The sequence below is a fragment of the Nonomuraea sp. B208 genome, from assembly GCF_057536035.1.
In genome coordinates this window covers 18,453-36,073 of sequence record NZ_BAAJOU010000003.1, presented here as the reverse complement: position 1 = coordinate 36,073, position 17,621 = coordinate 18,453, and the positions used below count along the sequence as shown (strand labels likewise).

Genomic DNA, 17,621 nt, shown 5'->3' with positions numbered 1-17,621 from the left:
AAGCCAACAGAATCATGTTCTATCCCATGGCGGCAAGTGGCCCGCGCCGCTAGCGGTGGTGGACGAAGGACGGCGTGAGGACGCTGGTGTCGTAGTAGCGGTGGAAGACGGGGGTGGCGCTGCCGGACAGCGGCGGCACGATCCACGACCAGTCGGCCGGGCAGACCCGCCCGGCCTTCTCCTCCTTCGCCAGGTGCGTGAGGAAGCGCCGGGACTCGGTGTGGTGGTCGGTCATCGTCACCCCCGCCCGCTCGAACGAGTGCAGCACCGCCACGTTCAGCTCCACCAGCGCGTGGTCCCGCCAGAGCGAGCGCTCGGTCGAGGTGTCCAGGCCGAGCCGCTCCGCCACGGTCCCGAGCAGGTCGTAGCGGTCGTGGTCGGCGAGGTTGCGGGCGCCGATCTCGGTGCCCATGTACCAGCCGTTGAACGGGGCGCACGGATAGCAGACGCCGCCGATCTCCAGGCACATGTCCGAGATGGCGGGCACGGCGTGCCAGCGCAGCTCCAGCTCGGCGAACCACCCGTAGTCGGGATGCTCCAGCGGCACCTCCAGCACGGCGTCCCCCGGAAGGTTGCAGAGCAGCGGGTCGCCGAGCCCCGGCTGGATGATCACCGGCAGCACGTCGAACCTGCCGCCGGCGCTCCCCCGCCAGCCGAGGGTCCTCGCCAGGTCGGTGAGCCAGAGGTTGCGCGGGTCGCCGGTGACGCTGCCGTCACGGGACCGGTGGGCGGCGTAGCGAATGAGCTGGTCGTTGAGTATCCGCGGCCCCGGACGGGCCGGGCCGTCGGGCGCGAGCACCGTCACCGTGGGCCTGATCCGGCCGCCGCCGGTGGCCTCGCGCAGATGGGCGACGCATTCGAGCGCCACCCCCTCGGCGGTCGAGACGTCCCTGCGGTCGCGTACGCGGAGGGAGCGCCAGTAGAGGCGGCCGATGCAGCGGCTGCTGTTGCGCCAGGCCACGCGGGCGCCGAAGACCAGCTCGTCGGCGGTGTGGGTGTAGGTGCCCGTACGGGCGATCTCCCGCGCCACGTCGCGCAGACGCGCCTCCTGGCCGCCCGCGCCGGGGTTCTCGGCGTGGTAGAGCCTGACGAAACGTTCCGCCTCACGCAGGTCGGCGATGCGCCCCAGCCAGGCCTGGGTGCGGGGCATGTCGAAGGGACTGAGGGACCTGATCCAGGTACGCACGCGGCAATCAGCACTTCTCGGTCATCGGATCGCCCCGCCGGATTTCCGGGTCACGACGGCACGTCCTGGCGGCGGCGCCCTCTCCTCGCCACCTTCGCAGTTCCCGCGGCTTCCGGCCCCTGGGGACCGGTCCACCCATCTTCGCCGCCAAGTCCCCCCTTGTCCCGAGAACCGAGAAATGCCCCGGACTCGGACGCTCACCCCATCGCGTCCTCCCGGCCCGGCTGTGTACGGCCGGCCAGGGCACAGAGCTCGTCGGCGATGCCGGTCCAGAGTTCGCGCGGGAGGTTGTGCCCCATGCCCGGATACAGGACGAGCCGGGCGCCGGGGACGGCGGCGGCGATCTCCTTCGCCGCACTCGGCCGGATCATCGGGTCGGCCTCGCCGTGGATGACCAGGGTGGGCAGGTTCACCTCGGCCAGCCGAGGCAGCAGGTCGCCGGTCGCCCCGGCCGCGGCGGACTGGCGCATCTCGCCGCCCGCGGGGCTGGAGTCGCGGTCGTAGGACACCCCTGCGGCATGCCGCCACCACGCCTCGTCCAGCGGGTAGCCGGGCGATCCGAGGATGCGCATCGCGTCCACGACACGCCGGACCGCCCCCTCCCGTCCGGCCGGATATCTCCTGAGGCTCTGGCTGAGCATCAGCCTGAGCACGGTCCGCATGTTCACCCTGCCGCGTCTCCAGCCGGCGTAGCTGGAGGAGACGGTGAGGGTGCGCACCCGTTCGGGGCGGCGGATCGCGGTGAGCTGGGCGATGACGCCTCCCAGCGACGCCCCGAAGAGATGCGCGCTGCTCCAGCCGAGCGCGTCCATCACCGCGAGGGCGTCGTCGGACATGTCCTCCAGCCGGTACGCCGCCACCCTGCCGGCCCTGAACCAGTCCTTGGCCAGGCCCGGCCGCCCGGCCTCGGAGAAGTGGGTCGACAGGCCGGCGTCGCGGTTGTCGAACCTGGCCACGGCGAACCCGCGATCGGCCAGCATGGCGCACAGGTCGTCGGGCCACATCACCATCTGCATGGCCGTACCCATGATCAGCAGCAACGGCTCGCCGCCGGGCGGCCCGAACGTCTCGTAGGCGATCTCCACCGCGTCGTTGCGCGTCGTCCGGATGGTCATGGTCCTCCTCCGCGCTGTTTACAATGCACTTGCATCGTAAAAGCGGAACGCAGCGCTTGCAATGCGACTGCATGGGAAAAATTGGGACGGCATGCCCAGACAGGTGGATCATCAGGCTCGGCGCAGGCAGATAGCCGACGCACTGCTACGGATCGTCGATCGCGAGGGACTGGAGGGCGTCAGCCTGCGACACGTGGCGGCGGAGGCCGGGGTGTCGATGGGCAGCGTCCAGCACTACTTCGCCACCAAGGATCAGATGATGATCTTCGCGCTGATCCACGTGCACGAGCGCATCTACCAGCGGGTCAACGCCTGCCTCGATCCCCGCTCGCCACGCGATCTCGTCCGCAGCGCGATCATCGAGATGCTGCCCCTGGACGACGAACGACGCACCGAGGCCCGCATCGCGCTGGCGTTCCTCGCCCGGTCGGCGGTGGCTCCCGAGTACGCCGCGACGCTGCGGGAGGGCTACCCCTACCACGCCCTCTTCTTCGCCGAGCAGATCCGGCGCGCCCAGCAGAACGGCGAGGCCCCGGCCGACCTGGTGCCCGAACAGGAGGCGGTGCTCCTGTTCGCCATCACCCAGGGACTGGTCAACCCGACCCTGATCGGCCACTACACCGAGGAGACCGTGATCGACGCCCTCGACCGCCACCTGGACCGCATCTTCCGCGCCGGATGACACCCCGCGCCATGGAACCTCGCTCATCGCCCCAGCCGGCCCCACTCCGGACGGCGTCCCTGCTGAGCGCTCCCCCGTCGGCCCCCGGAACGACTCAGGCCCCCTGTCCTCGATCCGAGGAAGGGGGCCTGAGCCTTTGAAGATGCTCCCGCGATAGGACTCGAACCTATAACCTGCCGGTTAACAGCCGGCTGCTCTGCCGTTGAGCTACGCGGGATCGATCTGTTTGCGCTGCTCGGCGGGGTTTTGCGGCCCCTCCGTCGTGCGCATGAATAGATTAGCGCACTCCTGGAGTGCGTGTCGCATCGTTACCGGGGTAGGCCCGGTGACAGCGGAGGTGTGACATGCGATATCGAATGACATTCACGATGGGACTGGCCATCGGCTACGTACTCGGCAGCCGGGCGGGTCGCGAGCGCTACGAGCAGATCAAGCGCGCGGCGCAGCGCGTCGCCGACAACCCGAGGGTGCAGGAGGTCGCGGGCGTCGTCGGCGCCCAGGCCTCCAGGTACGCGGGCGCGGCCAGGACCAAGGTGGGCGACACGCTGCAGCATCGGATCCCCTTCCTGGGCGGTGACGCGCACAAGCACAACGGCGCCACTGGCTGGCCGGAGGAGGAGGACGTCACGGCGGGCGTGGAGCGCAAGTCCCGGGAGAGCGGGATCACCTACTAGGTGGCGGGCATGGGTGTGCGCGCGATCACACACCCATGCTGCGCCGCACCCCCTCCAGGGCCTGCTCGGCCTGCGCGCGCAGGCCGGGGTCCTGGGGGTCGAGGCCGTCGTCGAAGACGAGGGTCCAGCCGAGCACCTCGCCGCCCGGCGGACGCCTGGCGACGAGCCGTACGCCGCCCCGGCCGGGCAGGTCGACGTGCTTGTTGACCACGATGGTGGCGTTGACGCGCTCCCTGAGCGTCTCGGGCAGCATGCGCGGCTCGGGCACCGGCTCGACGTGGCGCACGCCGGCCATCGTGAGGACGGTGAGCCCCTGCTCGTCCCAGTAGGCCTTGTCGACCTCCTCGTACGGCACCCGCGTCCCGTCGGGAAGCAGCAGCGCGAGGTTCGTGGCGATCACGTGGCCCGAGCCGGAGACGGCGAAGGTGAGGACCCGCTCCCCTCGCCGCAGGTCGAGGGATTTGCGCACGTCGGCGGGCAGCCGGCGAAAGATGTTCATGCCCACACGGTATCGGCGAGCAGGTCGAGGGTGAGCGCCGCGCTCCAGGAGAAGTCGCGGCAGCCGCGTCCGCTGCCGTCGAAGGGGTCGAAGCACTCGCGGAAGCCGGCCTGCCTGACCAGCCGGAGGGTGCCGTTGGTGAGCTGCTGGGCGAGGTGGTCGAGCGAGTGCACCGCCGCGGCCCTGCGCAGCAGCCAGTTGGTGTTGACCCAGGAGGGGCCGCGCCAGTAGCGGGTGCGGTCGAACTGGCCGGCGCGGATCTCGCAGCTCGGCACGGGGTAGCCGGTCGCGCCCATGAACCTGGCCGACTCCAGCAGCTCGACGGCCGCGCGCAGCTGCTCGGCGGGCAGTTCCGGGTCGAGCAGCGGCCCGAACCCGCCCACCGTGGCCACCCTGATAAGCTCCCCGGCCCGCAGGTCGCGGGCGTAGAAGCCGCCGTCCCAGAGGCGGTCGAGCAGTGCGCGCCTGATGCGCGCGGCCTGTTCGAGGTGGGGGGCGGGGTCGGCGTGCGCGAGCGGGGCGAGCTCGGCCATGGCCTGGCAGGAGGCCAGCCAGATGCCGTTGAACATGGGGTCCTCGACCGCGAAGGGGTGCTCGTCGCGCAGGTAGCCGGCGCTGTAGCCGGCGTCGCGGTAGCGCATGGCGAGCCAGACGTAGCGCTCGTGGTCGCTGTCGGGGTGACGGTCGGCGAGCTCGACGCCGCGGTAGCCGTAGTGGATGGCGGGCAGGTTGTGCAGCGGCTGGTCCCAGGCGGGGCTGTCGTCCATGCCCGACTCCCACGGGTGGACGATGGCGGCGAGCCCGGCGCCGCCGAGGTCGCGGGCCGAGGCCAGGTAGTCGTGCTGGGCCACCAGCGCCGGGTACGCCCTCCTGACGAAGTCACGGTCGCCGGTGTGCCGGTAGAGCCACCACAGGGCGAGCCCGTGCAGCGGCGGCGCGGTGAGCCCCGAGGTGAGGACGGGCGGCGCGGCCGCGTGTTCCTGGGAGCGCCAGAGCGACGGCCCGGGGAAGTACGCCTCGCGGGTGTGGAAGACGATGTGCGGCACCATGCCGGTCGCCCACTGCCCGCGCAGCAGGCTCAGCAGCTCGTCGCGGGCCCGGTCCGGCCGGCGCCGGGCCAGACCGATGACGACGAACGCGGAGTCCCAGCTCCACTGGTGGGGATAGAGCCCGGGAGCGGGCACGGTGCCAGAGCCCGTCCAGTTCGCCTCGAGCACGGCCATCGCCTCGCGCCCGAGCGCGGCATCGTCTACCGCGGGCCGCGCCTCCATCACCCAACTATGACTGGGGAAGCGTCCAGAAGCTATGTCCTCTTGGCCCACTTCGACAGCACGAGGACGCCGAAGGCGACGGCGCCGATGATGAGCCCCCACTTGAGCAGCGTGAGCGCGAACCCCAGCAGGGGGCCGAGCAGTACGAGCGCGGCCACGACCGCCGCGATGATCAGAAGTATGCGTCCCATGTACGTAACGCTAAGAGATCGTTAAGCCGTTTGCAGGCGAGACAGGGTTGAATCAGGGACAAGTCAGGGGTCCCCCCGACCCTTGCCAGCAAAAGGAACTTAAGCCGTCAGACCACCCGTTGTGCCCGGTATAAACGGGGTAATCGGGGGGGTTTCGCCGGGGAGCGTGATGAACCTGGGACCACCAATGAGCAGGGAAGGCGTCGAGCACGCGCTGCGCGCCCGCGCCGACGAACGTGACCGCATCTCCGGTGACCTGCTCGACCTCGAATCCCACACGACCTACCAGTTGCTCAAGGGCGCGTCCTTACGGGGGGCGACCGCCCACCGCTGGACGGACGTCCAGGCGGCGCTGGCCAGGCTCTGGGGCCTGAACGACGCCTACCGGGCCGTGTTACGCGACGCGGAGCAGATCAGGGACTCCCGTGGCCGGCTCGGCTCCGACCAGCTCGAACAGCTCACCACGCTGCTCGCCGGGCCGTCGGTGGTGCTGAAGGCCGCGGCCAAGCCGGTCGAGCAGCGCTCGCTGCTGCCGCAGGCGGACGAGCGGCTGACCCTCGACCAGGCCGTCACCCGCATGGACGCCGCCTTCCGCGAGGTCACCTCGGCCCTCACCGACATCGACGCCCGCTGGAACGATCTGCTCCCCCGCCTCGACGCCGCCGACGCCGCCCTGCGCCGCGTCCGCGCGCTGGAGGCGGACCTCGGCGAGGCCGCGCCGGGGCTGGGCCAGGCGGACGCCGACCTCGTACGGCTGCGCGCCGACGTGGTCGAGGACCCGCTCGGCGCCTCCGTCGAGCCGGACCTCGACCGGGTCTCCCGGCTGCTGGCCGCCGCCGTCGCCGAGCTGGAGCTGGCCGTCACGGTCAAGCAGGAGTACGGCCGCCGCCGCGAGAACCTGGTGGCCGCGCTCGACCGGGTGCGGGCCGCCGAGAGCGAGGCCCGGCTGGCCCACGGCGCGGTCGTCGTCAAGATCGCGCTGCCGCCGCAGGCCCAGCCGCGCAGCCGCGTGGACGCCCTGGCCGACGCACTCGACGCGCTCGACGTCTCGGCCGACTCGTGGGTGCTGCGCGCCAAGCGGCTGTCCGGGCTGGAGAACGACGCCGACGCCGCGGCCCGGCAGGCCCAGACCACGGCCAGGGCGCTGTACGGCCTGGTCGGGCGGCGCGACGAGCTGCGCGGCCGGCTCGGCGCCTGCCAGGTGATGGCGGTGCGCAAGGGCCTCGCGGAGGACCAGGCCGCCGCCGAGCTGTTCGAACGGGCCCGCGCCCTGCTCTGGAGCGCCCCCTGCGACCTGACCGCGGCGGCCGCGGCCGTCGAGACCTACCAGCGTGCCATCCATGGAGGTGAGGCATGACCCGCTGCGTGCAGCCCGGCTGCACCGGGACCATCGAAGAGGGCTACTGCGACCTGTGCGGCCACGCGGCGACCGCCGCGCCCCCGGCGTCCGCGCCTTCCTCGGTCTCGCTCTCGCCGCCCACCCAGCCCTCCTCGCCCGTCACCAACCCGGTGAGCCGCATGACGGGGCCGGCCAGCAGCGGGCGGTCGCGGGCGGGGGTGCTGGCCACGCTGGCCGACCTGCCGTCGGTGCCGTACCGCGATCCGGCCACCGCCGTCATGGCCAACCCGGAGGTGCCGGAGGAGAAGCGCTACTGCGCCAACCCCGACTGCGGCAAGCCCGTCGGCCGATCCAGGAACGGACATCCCGGGCTGACCGACGGGTTCTGCCCGCACTGCCGCACGCCGTACTCGTTCGCCCCGAAACTGGGCAAGGACGACCTGGTGGCGGGCCAGTACCGGGTGCTGGGCTGCCTGGCGCACGGCGGGCTCGGCTGGATCTACCTGGCCTCCGACGAGAACCTCGACGGCCGCTGGGTGGTGCTCAAGGGCCTGCTCAACACCAACGACGCCGAGGCGCTGGCCGCGGCCGAGGCCGAGCGGCGCTTCCTCACCACGGTCGACCACCCCAACATCGTCAAGATCTTCAACTTCCAGCGCTCGGCCGGGCTCGGCTACATCGTCATGGAGTACGTCGGCGGCCAGTCGCTGCACGAGCTGCGCCGCCAGGGCCCGCTGCCGCTGCGCGAGGTCCTCATGTACGGCAGGGAGATCCTGCACGCCTTCGGCTACCTGCACGAGAACGGCATGGTCTACTGCGACCTCAAGCCGGCCAACGTGATCAGGGTCGGCCGCCAGCTCAAGCTCATCGACCTCGGCGCGGTCCAGCCCATCGGCTCGCCGCCCGGCACCTCGTGGGCCACGGCCGGCTACCACGCACCCGAGCTGGAGACCCACGCGGCGTCGGTGGCCTCCGACCTCTACACGGTGGCGCGTACCCTCGCCGTGCTGGCGATCCCCGGGTTCAGCCCGGTGCAGAACGGCAAGGGCGCGCCGCTGCCGCAGGACTGCGGGCACCCGTCGTTCACCCGGCTGCTGCGCCGGGCCACCGCCGACGACCCTGCCGACCGGTTCCAGAGCGCCTGGGAGATGGAGGAACAGCTCGTCGGGGTGCTGCGCGAGGTGTGCGCGCAGGAGGACGGGGTGCCGTACCCGCATCCCTCGACGCTGTTCGGGCCGGAGCGGGGGGCGGTGGGCACGGCGCTGGCCGAGGGCGGCGGGGCGGTGCTCGCGCCGCTCGACCCGGCGGCCGTCGCCGCCGAGCTGCCGGTGCCGCTGGTGGACCCGGCCGACCCGGCCGCCGGCGCGCTGGCCGGGCTGCTCGGCCTGGACGGCAAGGATCTCGTGGACCAGCTCGCCGCGATGCCGCGGACGCCCGAGACCAGGCTGATGCGGGCCAGGCTGCTCGCCGAGGAGGGCGCCGCCGAGGCCCCGGTGGTGCTCGACCAGCTCGCGGCCGAGCTGCCCGGCGACTGGCGGGTCACCTGGTACCGCGGCGTGCTGGCGATGGCGACCGGACGGCTCGACACGGCCGTGTCGATGTTCGACGCGTGCCTGTCGCTGCTGCCGGGCGAGCCGGCGCCCAAGCTGGCGCTGGCGTTCGCGCTGGAGTGCGCGGGCCGGCACGCCGCCCCCTGGTACGACACCGTCTGGCGCACCGACCACGGCTACGTGAGCGCCGCGTTCGGCCTGGCGCGTACGGGCCGGCTGAGCGTGCTGGACGAGGTGCCGGCCACGTCGAGCTACCGGGTGGCGGCGCAGGTGGCGCTGGCCGTGTCGGCGGCGCGCCGGCCGGACCCGGCCGCGATCGTCCCCGGCGAGCTGGTCACCGCGGCCGACCGGCTGACCCGCCTCACCGACCTCGACGGCCGCCGCCGCGACCTGCTCACCGCCGAGCTGCTGCACGGCGGCCTGGCCTGGCTGGCGTCCAACGCGCCGCCGCCCGGCCTGCGGCTGGCGGAGGCCGCGTTCACCAAGTCGGGGCTGCGCAGGCGGCTGGAGTCGATCTACCGGCGGCTGGCCGTGGCCGCCACCACCCGCCAGGAGCGGCACGCCCTCATCGACCAGGCCAACGCCGTACGTCCCCGGACGTGGCTGTGACGGCCCCGGAGGCCCGCCCGGCGGACGCCGGGTCGGGGGCGTGCCCGGTCTGCGGCACGCCGGTGTACGAGGGCTACGCCTACTGCGAGAAGTGCGGCCACACGCTGGGCTCGCCGACGTGCGCGTCCTGCGGGGCGGCCGCCGTGGACGCCGAGGGCTACTGCGAGCGGTGCGGGCTGCGCCAGCCGACCGGACGCGACCACGCCGAGATCGTCCTGGAGGGCGGCGCGGCGGCGGTCACGGACCGGGGCCTGCGGCGCAGCAGGAACGAGGACGCGGTCGCGCTGCTCGCCGCCGGGCGGTCCACCGTGGCCGTGGTCTGCGACGGCGTCGGCAGCTCCCCCAGGGCCGACGAGGCGTCCGCCGTGGCCGTCGAGGCGGCGAGCGCGGCGCTCATCAGGGGGCTGGCGCACGAGGAGGCGTTCGAGCTGGCGGGGCGGGCGGTCACCAAGCTCGCGACGTCCGTGGACGACGCGCCCGCCTGCACGTACGTCGCCGCCGTGGTCAGGGACGGCCGCATCAGCCTGGCCTGGGCGGGCGACACGCGGGCGTACTGGCTGCCGGCCGAACCCCCGGCCGGGCCGCCGAGCGGGCTCCCGGACGAGCTCCCGACCGTGCCGTCGACCGAGCTCCCGAGCGGGCCGCCGGAGGGGCCGCCGGACGGGCCCCCGGGCGGGGCCCTGCTGACCACCGACGACGCGATCGAGACCGGCGAGATCACCGCCTGGCTCGGCGCGGACGCCGACGACGTCCGGCCGCACGTGCGCGTGTTCGAGCCGCAGGGCCCCGGCCTGCTGCTGGTCTGCAGCGACGGCCTGTGGCGCTACCTGGACGGCCACCCGCTCCCCGCCCCCGGCGATCCCCAGGAGCTGGCCCGCGAGCTGCTGCGGCACGCCCTGGACTCCGGCGGCCAGGACAACATCACGATCGCCCTGATCCCCCTAGGAGAACTCCCGTGAGTGACCAGCCGACGTTCACGCTGACGATCGACCAGAACAAATATCTCCCCCTCGACGGCCGCGAGGTGCACGCCATCCTGACGGTCGGCGCCACGGGCGGGATCACCACGCAGGCGGCCGGGCCCGCGGAGGCCGCCGAGGTGATCATCGTGGACACCTCGGGCTCGATGAGCGGCAGCAAGATCCGCGAGGCGCGGCAGGCGGCCGTGACGGCCGTGCAGACGCTGCGCGACGGCGCGTACTTCGCGGTGATCGCCGGCACCGAGCGGGCCACGATGGTCTACCCGCGCGGCAACCCGCACCTGGTGAAGGCCACCCCCGCGACGCGGGCCGAGGCGCACCGGGCCATCGACAAGCTGCTCGCGCACGGCGGCACCGCGATCGGCGAGTGGCTGAAGCTGGCCGGTCACCTGCTGACCGCGCACCCGTCGGCGATCCGGCACGCGCTGCTGATGACCGACGGCCAGAACAACGAGCGCGCCGACGTCTTCGCGTCCGTGCTCGCCGCCTGGAGCGGCAAGTTCGTGGTGGACTGCCTCGGCGTCGGCGCCGACTGGGCGCCGGCCGAGCTGCGCAAGGTGGCCGAGGCGATGCTCGGCACGTTCGACTTCGTCCGCGACCAGGGCGACCTGCCGGAGTACTTCCGCCGGCTCACGCAGACCTCGATGAGCAAGACCGTGGCCGAGCTGTCGCTGCGGGTGTGGGTGCCGCAGACCGCGCGGCTGAAGTTCGTCAAGCAGGTCTCCCCCGTGCTGCTGGACCTCACCGGCAAGCGGACCGACGTCAACCCGCTCACCGGCGACTACCCGACCGGGTCGTGGGGCGCGGAGGAGCGCGAGTACCACGTGTGCGTCGAGGTGCCGCCCGGCCAGATCGGCCAGGAGATCAGGGCGGGCTGGGTCAAGCTCGTCCGGCCCGACACCGGGGACGTGCTCGCCAGCGGCAACGTGCTCGCCCAGTGGACCGACGACCTCGCCCAGTCCACCCGCATCAACGGCAAGGTCGCCCACTACACCGGCCAGGCCGAGCTGCACGACCTCATCCAGGACGGGCTGAGCGCCCGCGCGGCCGGCGACGTGGACACCGCGACCGCCCGGCTGGCCAAGGCCCGCGAGATCGCGGTCGAGTCCGGCCGCGAGGACACCGCCCGCCTGCTGGAGAAGGTGGTCGAGGTGGACCCGGCCACCGGCACCGCGCGGCTGCGCAGGAACGTGGACAAGGCCGACGAGATCGAGCTCGACACCGGATCGGTGCGCACCAGCCGGCTGCGCAAGGAAGGATCGTGATGGCGACCTGCCCGCAGGGGCACGCGTCGGGCGCCGACGACTACTGCGACGTGTGCGGCGCCCAGATGGCCGCCGCCCCCGCCGCCCAGCCCGCCGCGCCCTCCGGTGAGAGCGCGACCGCCGAGAGCTGCCCCATCTGCCAGACGCCGCGCGCCGGCCAGTTCTGCGAGGTGTGCGGCCACGACTACAGCGGGAACGGGGCGGCCGTCCCGCTCCCGGTCACCGGGGCCCGGTGGGAGGCGGTCACCGCCGCCGACCGCGCCTACTACGAGAAGGTGATCGCCGAGGGCGGGCCGGACGCCGACCGGGTGGCCTTCCCGCCGTACTGCCCCGAACGCTCCTTCGGGCTGCACGGCGAGCAGGTGCGCATCGGACGGCGCAGCCGGGCCAGGAACGTCGCCCCCGAGATCGACCTGACCGGCCCGCCCGAGGACCCGGGCGTGTCCCACCTGCACGCCGTGCTGCTGGCCCAGCCGGACGGCTCGTGGACGGTCGTGGACCCGGGCTCGTCGAACGGCACCCAGGTCAACGGCAGGCCGCTCACGGTGAACGTGCCGGTGAGGATCGGCCCCGGCGACCGCATCCACCTGGGCGCGTGGACCGTCATCACGATCAGGGAGGGCACCCCGTGACGATGACGCAGGCCCCTCCCCCGGCTCCACCCGTGATGGCGCCCGCGCCGCCGCCCCCGCCGAGGCGGCGCAACGTGCCCGGCCGCGTCCGTACGCTCACCGGCGTCACCGCCGCCGCGCTCGCGCTGCTGTTCACGGCGCTGGCGGTGGGCAGCTCCAGCGCCCGCGACGGCCTCCAGGTCATCGGCCGCGACGCCGGGCCGCAGGTCGTCGCCACCGCGGGTCTCTACCTGGCGCTCAGCGACATGGACGCGCAGGTCGCCAACGCCCTGCTGATGGGCAACGGGTACGCCGAACGCCGCGCCGACGCCCTCGCCCGCTACGAGAGCCGCCGCTCGGAGGCCAACCAGGCGCTGCTGAAGGCGTTCCAGCTGTCCGGCGACGACCCGGCCGAGCGGCGGACCGTGCAGTCGGTGCTGGACGGGCTCGGCCGCTACGAGCGGCTGGCCGGGCAGGCCCTGCTGCTCGACGAGCGCGCCGGGCACGCGCCGGGCACGCCGCCGGCGGAGGTCGTGGCGACCTACCGGCAGGCCACCGACCTCATGCGGATGGTGCTGCTGCCGCAGGCGTACAACCTGACGCTGGAGAACGGCACCATCGTGCGCCGCACCTACGACGACAAGCAGCTCATGCTGCCGCTGCTGCGGGCCGCGGTGGTGGTGGCCGGGCTGCTCGCGCTGGGCTGCCTGCTGGCGCTGCAGATCTTCCTGGCCCGGCGCTTCCGCCGGGTGTTCGGCCCCGCGCTGCTGGTGGCGACGGTCACGACCGCGCTGGCGCTGGTGTTCGGCTCGAACGTGCTGAGCCAGGACCAGGACGCGCTGCGCGAGGCCAAGAAGTCGTCGTTCGACTCGGTGCTGACGCTGGCGAGGACGCGGGCGATCAGCAACAGCATGCAGGGCGACCAGAGCCGCTATCTGCTGGACAAGGAGCGGGCCGACACCTACGAGCACACGTTCCTGGACAAGTCGCAGTCGCTCTTCTACGTCCCGGCGGGCAACCTGGAGACCTACCAGGCCAAGGTGACCAAGGGCGAGACGAAGGTGCTCGGCCTGCTCGGGCCCGAGCTGATCGGCCCGCGCGGCCGGGACGTCGCCACCGCCTTCGCCGGCTTCCAGGCCGCCGACGCCGACCTGCGCAAGCTGGCGCTGGCCGGGCGGGACAACGGCGCGGTGGCGGCCCGGCTCACGACGGCGACGCAGGCGTTCGACGCCTACGACCGCGCGGTGGTGGCGCTGGCCGGCCAGCACGAGGCCGACTTCGAGCGGGCCATCGGCCGCGGCGAGAACGCCCTCGACAACCTGTGGCGGCTGCTGCCCTTCGCGATCGGCGGGATCGGCCTGCTGCTGATCGCCGGGGTGTGGCCTCGACTCAAGGAGTACCGGTGAAGCGGGTGCTGGCGGTGACGGCGGCCCTGGTGGCCGCGCTGGCGGCCGGAGGCTGCGCGAGCGGCGAGGTCGAGTCGATCGTCGACAAGGACGACCTCGTCATCGCGGTGCGGCCGGACCTGCCGTCGGTCGGGTTCCGCAAGGCCGACGGGACGTTCGAGGGCTTCGACGTGGACGTGGCCCGCTACCTCGCCCGTAAGCTGGGCAAGGGCGTCACGTTCCTGCCGGCGCTGGCGGCCGACCGGGACAAGGTGCTGCTCGACGGGCGGGCCGACATGGTGGTGGCGACGTACACGATCGATCAGGACCGCAAGGCCAACGTGCTGTTCGCGGGGCCGTACCACATCTCCTACCAGGACATCCTGATGCGGCCCGACGAGACGTTCAAGAACGTGCGCGACCTCAAGGGGCGGCGGATCTGCCAGGTCAAGGGGTCGAACGCGGCCGAACGGGTCACCGAGGAGCGCAAGGTCGCGGCACAGCTCGTGCCGTTCGACGACTACGCGCAGTGCCTGGAGGCGCTGAAGAGCCGGCAGGTGGACGCCGTCACCACCAACGACGTCATCCTGGCGGGCCTCGCCATGCGGGACGGCTCGGGGCTGCGGCTGGCCAACGCCCAGTTCAACGAGCAGCGTACGGGCGTCGGGCTGCGCAAGGGCGACGTCCCCGGCTGTGAGGAGCTCAACCGGGCGATCATCGACATGTACCAGGACGGGACGGCGTCGAAGCTGCTGCACAAGTGGTTCGGCAAGTCGGGGCTGCACCTCGGCACGATCGCCGTGCCGCAGTTCGAGGGCTGCTCCTGACGTCGCGCGGGAAGCCGAGCGGGCCGGGGCGTCAAGCCCTGGCCCGCTCTCCCGCCCTCCGGTCGTCCGCTCAGTCGAGGTAGTCGCGCAGCATCTGCGCCCGCGTGGGGTGGCGGAGCTTGGCCAGGGTCTTCGACTCGATCTGCCTGATGCGCTCCCGCGTGACCCCGAACTCCCTGCCCACCTCCTCCAGCGTGCGCGGATGCCCGTCGGCCAGCCCGAAGCGGAGCTGGATGATGCGCTGCTCCCGGTCGGACAGCGTCGCCAGGATGTCGTCGAGCTGGTCCTGCAGCATGATGAAGGCCGCGGCCTCCATGGGCACGACGGCGTCGGCGTCCTCGATGAAGTCACCGAGGTCGGAGTCCTCCTCGCCGATCGGCGACTGCAGCGACACGGGCTCCTGGGCGATGCGCTGGATCTCCACGACCCGGTCGACCGGGAGGTCCATCTCCTTGGCGATCTCCTCGGGGATGGGCTCGCGGCCGAGGTCCTGGTGGAGCTGGCGCTGGACCCTGACGAGCTTGTTGATGGTCTCCACCATGTGGACCGGGATGCGGATCGTCCGCGCCTGGTCGGCGATGGCCCGGGTGATCGCCTGCCTGATCCACCAGGTCGCGTACGTGGAGAACTTGTAGCCCTTGGTGTAGTCGAACTTCTCGACGGCCCTGATGAGGCCGAGGTTGCCCTCCTGGATCAGGTCCAGGAACAGCATGCCGCGGCCGACGTACCGCTTGGCGATCGACACCACGAGCCTGAGGTTGGCCTCGATGAGGCGTTGTTTGGCCCGCGTGCCCTGCCAGACGAGCTCCCTGAACTCGGGGAAGGCCAGGCGCGAGACCCCACCGGCCAGCTTGTCCTCGGCGAACAGGCCGGCTTCGATCGACTTGGCGAGCTCCACCTCCTCCTCGGCGGTCAGCAGCGGCACCCGGCCGATCTCCCGCAGATAGATGCGGACCAGATCGCTGGTCGGCGCCCGCTTGCCTACGTCTTCCTCATCGGCGCGGGTGGACTCCTCGTCGCCCTGGGGCTCGAGGACCTCCACGCCGTTCTCGGCGAGCATGCGCACGACGCGCTCCAGCGCGTCGGACGGCAGCTCGGATCGGTCAAGCGCGGCGGCGACGTCATCGACGGTTACGCTCCCGCGCTCCCTTCCCTTCGCGACGAGGTCCGCCACCTGAAGATCTACCGATGGCGGTCCGCTTGGCAGCACCGATGCACCCACGGGAGACAGTCTGCAGTATTGGTTCCGTCAAATGGCAGACCCATTTTTGTCACCGAAGGTAAGACCTCCGTCCTTACCGAATTGAGATCGGAATTAGGTTTGGCCGGAGTTTGATCAGGAAAGTAAAGCCAATTACGCGATCAGCATTCTCGCGCCCGGCGGGCCCCTCCGGCCGGACGCGACTCTTTCGCTGCCCGGACCACGTTGTCCACCCGCTTTGTCGCATGCTGGACCGCGCCAGGTTCCCGGGCCAACCAGCCGGGTTTGCCGCTTGGAGTCGCGACCGAACCGTTACCTTCGCCCGGCGCGGACGATCAGCTTCCGGTGTCTGCTTCCGGGGTCGGCTTCCGGGGTCAGCTTCCTGCCGCGCGCTCGCGCAGCACCCGGCGCTGCTGCTCCAGCGCCACCAGCTCGCCGAACAGCTTGTTGTACTCCTGCTGCTCCTCCACCGGGTTGAGCCGCTGGATGCGCGACTTGACCTGGGCGATGGCCCGGTCGACCGCGATGGCCTCGATGGCCGCCAGCATCGCCCCCGCGTAGCGCTCCTCGGCGTGCGCGTCGGCCTGGATCGGCTCGACCGCGAACCGGGTCACCAGCGCCCGCGAGCCCTCCTCGTGCGCGTGCTCCAGCAGCAGGTCGACCCACTCCCTGCCGCCGTGACCGGCCGCCGCGAGGCCGCCCGCGGCGGCCACCACCCGGTGCAGGGCGACGTGGTCGGGCGCGGTGAACGCCTGCGGGTCGAGGGCGTCGAAACGCGGCCCCAGCAGCGCGGGACGCTGCACGGCCAGCTTGAGCAGCTCGGCCTCCACCCGGACGCCGGGATCGACCGGCGCCGCCTGCGGGGCGCGCTGCGGACGGCCCTGCTGCGCCCCGGCGACCGCCGCGATGCGCTGCATGACGAACCGCTCGTCCATGAAGCCGAGCCAGCGGTCGAGGTCGATCGCGTAGCGCTTGCGCAGCCCGGCGTCCTTGATGCCGGCCACGATGGGCGCGGCGGCGTCGAGAGCGGCGATCTTGCCTTCGTTGCTGCGCAGGTCGTAGCGGGAGATCGTGCTCCTGATCGCGAACTGGAACAGCGGCTCGCGGCTCGCGACGAGGTCGCGCACGGCCGCGTCGCCCTGCTTGACCCGCAGGTCGCACGGGTCGAGCCCGTCGGGCTGCACCGCGACGTAGGTCTGCGTGACGAACTTCTGCTCGTCGGCGAACGCGCGCAGCGCCGCCTTCTGCCCGGCCGCGTCGCCGTCGAAGGTGAAGATGACCTCGCCGCGGAACTCGGCCTGGTCGAGCAGGAACCGGCGCAGGATCTTGATGTGCTCCTCGCCGAACGACGTGCCGCAGGTGGCCACCGCCGTCGGCACCCCGGCCAGATGGCAGGCCATCACGTCGGTGTAGCCCTCGACGATCACCGCCTGGCTGCGCTTGGAGATCTCCCGTTTAGCGAGGTCGATCCCATAAAGCACCTGGCTCTTCTTGTAAAGCGGGGTGTCAGGCGTATTCAGGTATTTGGGCCCGTCGTCGGAATCGAGCAACTTCCGCGCCCCGAAACCGATCACGTCGCCCGTGGCGTCCCTGATCGGCCAGATCAGCCGGCCGCGGAAGCGGTCGATCGGGCCGCGCCGCCCCTCCTTGGCCAGCCCGCCCTTGACCAGCTCGTCCGTCGAGAAGCCGCGGCCCAGCAGGTGCCGGGTCAGCGCCTCCCACTCGTTGGGCGCGTAGCCCACCCCGAAGGTCTCGGCGTCGGCCCGCTCGAAGCCCCGCTCCGACAGGAACCGCCGCCCGGCCGCCGCCTCGGGGGCGAACAGCTTGCCCGCGTAGAACTCGGCCGCCGCCTTGTGCGCCTCGATCAGCCGGGCCCGCTCGCCGTGGTCGCGCTTGGGGACGTAGCCGCCCTGTTCGTACTGGAGGTGGATGCCGGCCCGCTGCGCCAGCCGCTCGACCGCCTCGCCGAACGACAGGTGCTCGATCTTCTCGACGAACGTGATGACGTCGCCGCCCTCGGAGCAGCCGAAGCAGAAGTACATGCCGCGCTCGGGCGTGACGTTGAACGACGGCGACTTCTCGTCGTGGAACGGGCACAACCCCTTGAGGTTGCCGCCTCCGGCGTTGCGCAACTGGATGTGCTCGCCGATGACCTCGGCGATGGGAGAGCGTTCGCGCACGAGCGCGATGTCGACGTCACGGATCCGGCCAGCCACGCCGGTGAGTCTATGCCGCC

General features: G+C 72.2%; 16 protein-coding genes and 1 tRNA gene. 9 read left to right on the top strand and 8 right to left on the bottom strand.

Translation table 11 applies throughout. The annotated features are described in order from the left end of the window. Positions 1-49: 49 nt before the first annotated feature. Positions 50-1,150 carry a nitric oxide synthase oxygenase gene (locus AC27IY_RS01510; protein WP_487176873.1) on the bottom strand — a complete coding sequence of 367 codons (1,101 nt, stop codon included), beginning with the start codon at positions 1,148-1,150 and terminating at the stop codon, positions 50-52. Positions 1,151-1,383: 233 nt separating this feature from the next. Beyond that, positions 1,384-2,301, bottom strand: coding sequence for an alpha/beta fold hydrolase (locus AC27IY_RS01505; protein WP_487176872.1), 918 nt, complete (start codon positions 2,299-2,301; stop codon positions 1,384-1,386). Between the two features lie 103 nt (positions 2,302-2,404). Here AC27IY_RS01505 and AC27IY_RS01500 point away from each other — a divergent pair, with 103 nt between their 5' ends. After that, entirely contained in the window at positions 2,405-2,983 is a 579-nt protein-coding gene (locus tag AC27IY_RS01500) for a TetR/AcrR family transcriptional regulator (RefSeq protein WP_364451396.1), read from the top strand. Between the two features lie 145 nt (positions 2,984-3,128). Here AC27IY_RS01500 and AC27IY_RS01495 read toward each other — a convergent pair. Continuing rightward, positions 3,129-3,200: transfer RNA gene (locus AC27IY_RS01495), tRNA-Asn, on the bottom strand. A gap of 127 nt (positions 3,201-3,327) precedes the next feature. Between AC27IY_RS01495 and AC27IY_RS01490 the strand changes: the two genes are divergently transcribed. Beyond that, on the top strand, positions 3,328-3,657 hold the full coding sequence (locus AC27IY_RS01490; RefSeq protein WP_329582618.1) for a YtxH domain-containing protein: 330 nt from the start codon (positions 3,328-3,330) through the stop codon (positions 3,655-3,657). 25 nt (positions 3,658-3,682) lie between these two features. On the opposite strand, the gene AC27IY_RS01485 is transcribed toward AC27IY_RS01490, so the two are convergent. Genes AC27IY_RS01485 through AC27IY_RS01475 form a run of 3 tightly spaced genes read right to left on the bottom strand, consistent with a single transcriptional unit; the run spans position 3,683 to position 5,618 of the window. Then, positions 3,683-4,156, bottom strand: a complete 474-nt coding sequence (locus tag AC27IY_RS01485; RefSeq protein ID WP_344204729.1) for a hypothetical protein — start codon at positions 4,154-4,156, stop codon at positions 3,683-3,685. Beyond that, complete coding sequence (locus AC27IY_RS01480; RefSeq protein WP_344204731.1) at positions 4,153-5,427, bottom strand: amylo-alpha-1,6-glucosidase; 1,275 nt, start codon at positions 5,425-5,427, stop codon at positions 4,153-4,155. Before AC27IY_RS01480 ends, AC27IY_RS01485 begins: the two co-directional genes overlap by 4 nt. A gap of 32 nt (positions 5,428-5,459) precedes the next feature. After that, entirely contained in the window at positions 5,460-5,618 is a 159-nt protein-coding gene (locus tag AC27IY_RS01475) for a hypothetical protein (RefSeq protein WP_020545297.1), read from the bottom strand. 187 nt (positions 5,619-5,805) lie between these two features. On the opposite strand from AC27IY_RS01475, the gene AC27IY_RS01470 reads away from it, so the two are divergent. Genes AC27IY_RS01470 through AC27IY_RS01440 form a run of 7 tightly spaced genes read left to right on the top strand, consistent with a single transcriptional unit; the run spans position 5,806 to position 14,184 of the window. After that, the gene (locus AC27IY_RS01470) at positions 5,806-6,975 is read left to right on the top strand and encodes a hypothetical protein (protein WP_487176871.1); all 1,170 of its coding nucleotides are present in this window, start codon (positions 5,806-5,808) and stop codon (positions 6,973-6,975) included. Then, positions 6,972-9,116, top strand: a complete 2,145-nt coding sequence (locus AC27IY_RS01465) for a tetratricopeptide repeat protein (RefSeq protein WP_487176870.1) — start codon at positions 6,972-6,974, stop codon at positions 9,114-9,116. The genes AC27IY_RS01470 and AC27IY_RS01465 overlap by 4 nt, the downstream gene beginning before the upstream one ends. Continuing rightward, positions 9,107-10,075 carry a PP2C family protein-serine/threonine phosphatase gene (locus AC27IY_RS01460; protein WP_487176869.1) on the top strand — a complete coding sequence of 323 codons (969 nt, stop codon included), beginning with the start codon at positions 9,107-9,109 and terminating at the stop codon, positions 10,073-10,075. Before AC27IY_RS01465 ends, AC27IY_RS01460 begins: the two co-directional genes overlap by 10 nt. Continuing rightward, positions 10,072-11,361, top strand: a complete 1,290-nt coding sequence (locus AC27IY_RS01455; RefSeq protein WP_364451383.1) for a vWA domain-containing protein — start codon at positions 10,072-10,074, stop codon at positions 11,359-11,361. Before AC27IY_RS01460 ends, AC27IY_RS01455 begins: the two co-directional genes overlap by 4 nt. Next, entirely contained in the window at positions 11,361-11,993 is a 633-nt protein-coding gene (locus AC27IY_RS01450; protein ID WP_364451831.1) for an FHA domain-containing protein, read from the top strand. Before AC27IY_RS01455 ends, AC27IY_RS01450 begins: the two co-directional genes overlap by 1 nt. A gap of 2 nt (positions 11,994-11,995) precedes the next feature. Continuing rightward, positions 11,996-13,378: a hypothetical protein gene (locus AC27IY_RS01445; RefSeq protein WP_487176985.1), complete on the top strand. Its 1,383-nt coding sequence runs from the start codon at positions 11,996-11,998 to the stop codon at positions 13,376-13,378. Continuing rightward, entirely contained in the window at positions 13,375-14,184 is an 810-nt protein-coding gene (locus tag AC27IY_RS01440; RefSeq protein WP_487176868.1) for a transporter substrate-binding domain-containing protein, read from the top strand. Before AC27IY_RS01445 ends, AC27IY_RS01440 begins: the two co-directional genes overlap by 4 nt. A 70-nt stretch (positions 14,185-14,254) precedes the next feature. On the opposite strand, the gene rpoD is transcribed toward AC27IY_RS01440, so the two are convergent. Then, positions 14,255-15,358 carry an RNA polymerase sigma factor RpoD gene (gene rpoD, locus AC27IY_RS01435; protein ID WP_245774956.1) on the bottom strand — a complete coding sequence of 368 codons (1,104 nt, stop codon included), beginning with the start codon at positions 15,356-15,358 and terminating at the stop codon, positions 14,255-14,257. 401 nt (positions 15,359-15,759) lie between these two features. Continuing rightward, complete coding sequence (gene dnaG / locus AC27IY_RS01430; RefSeq protein WP_423445135.1) at positions 15,760-17,601, bottom strand: DNA primase; 1,842 nt, start codon at positions 17,599-17,601, stop codon at positions 15,760-15,762. Between the last annotated feature and the right edge of the window lie 20 nt (positions 17,602-17,621).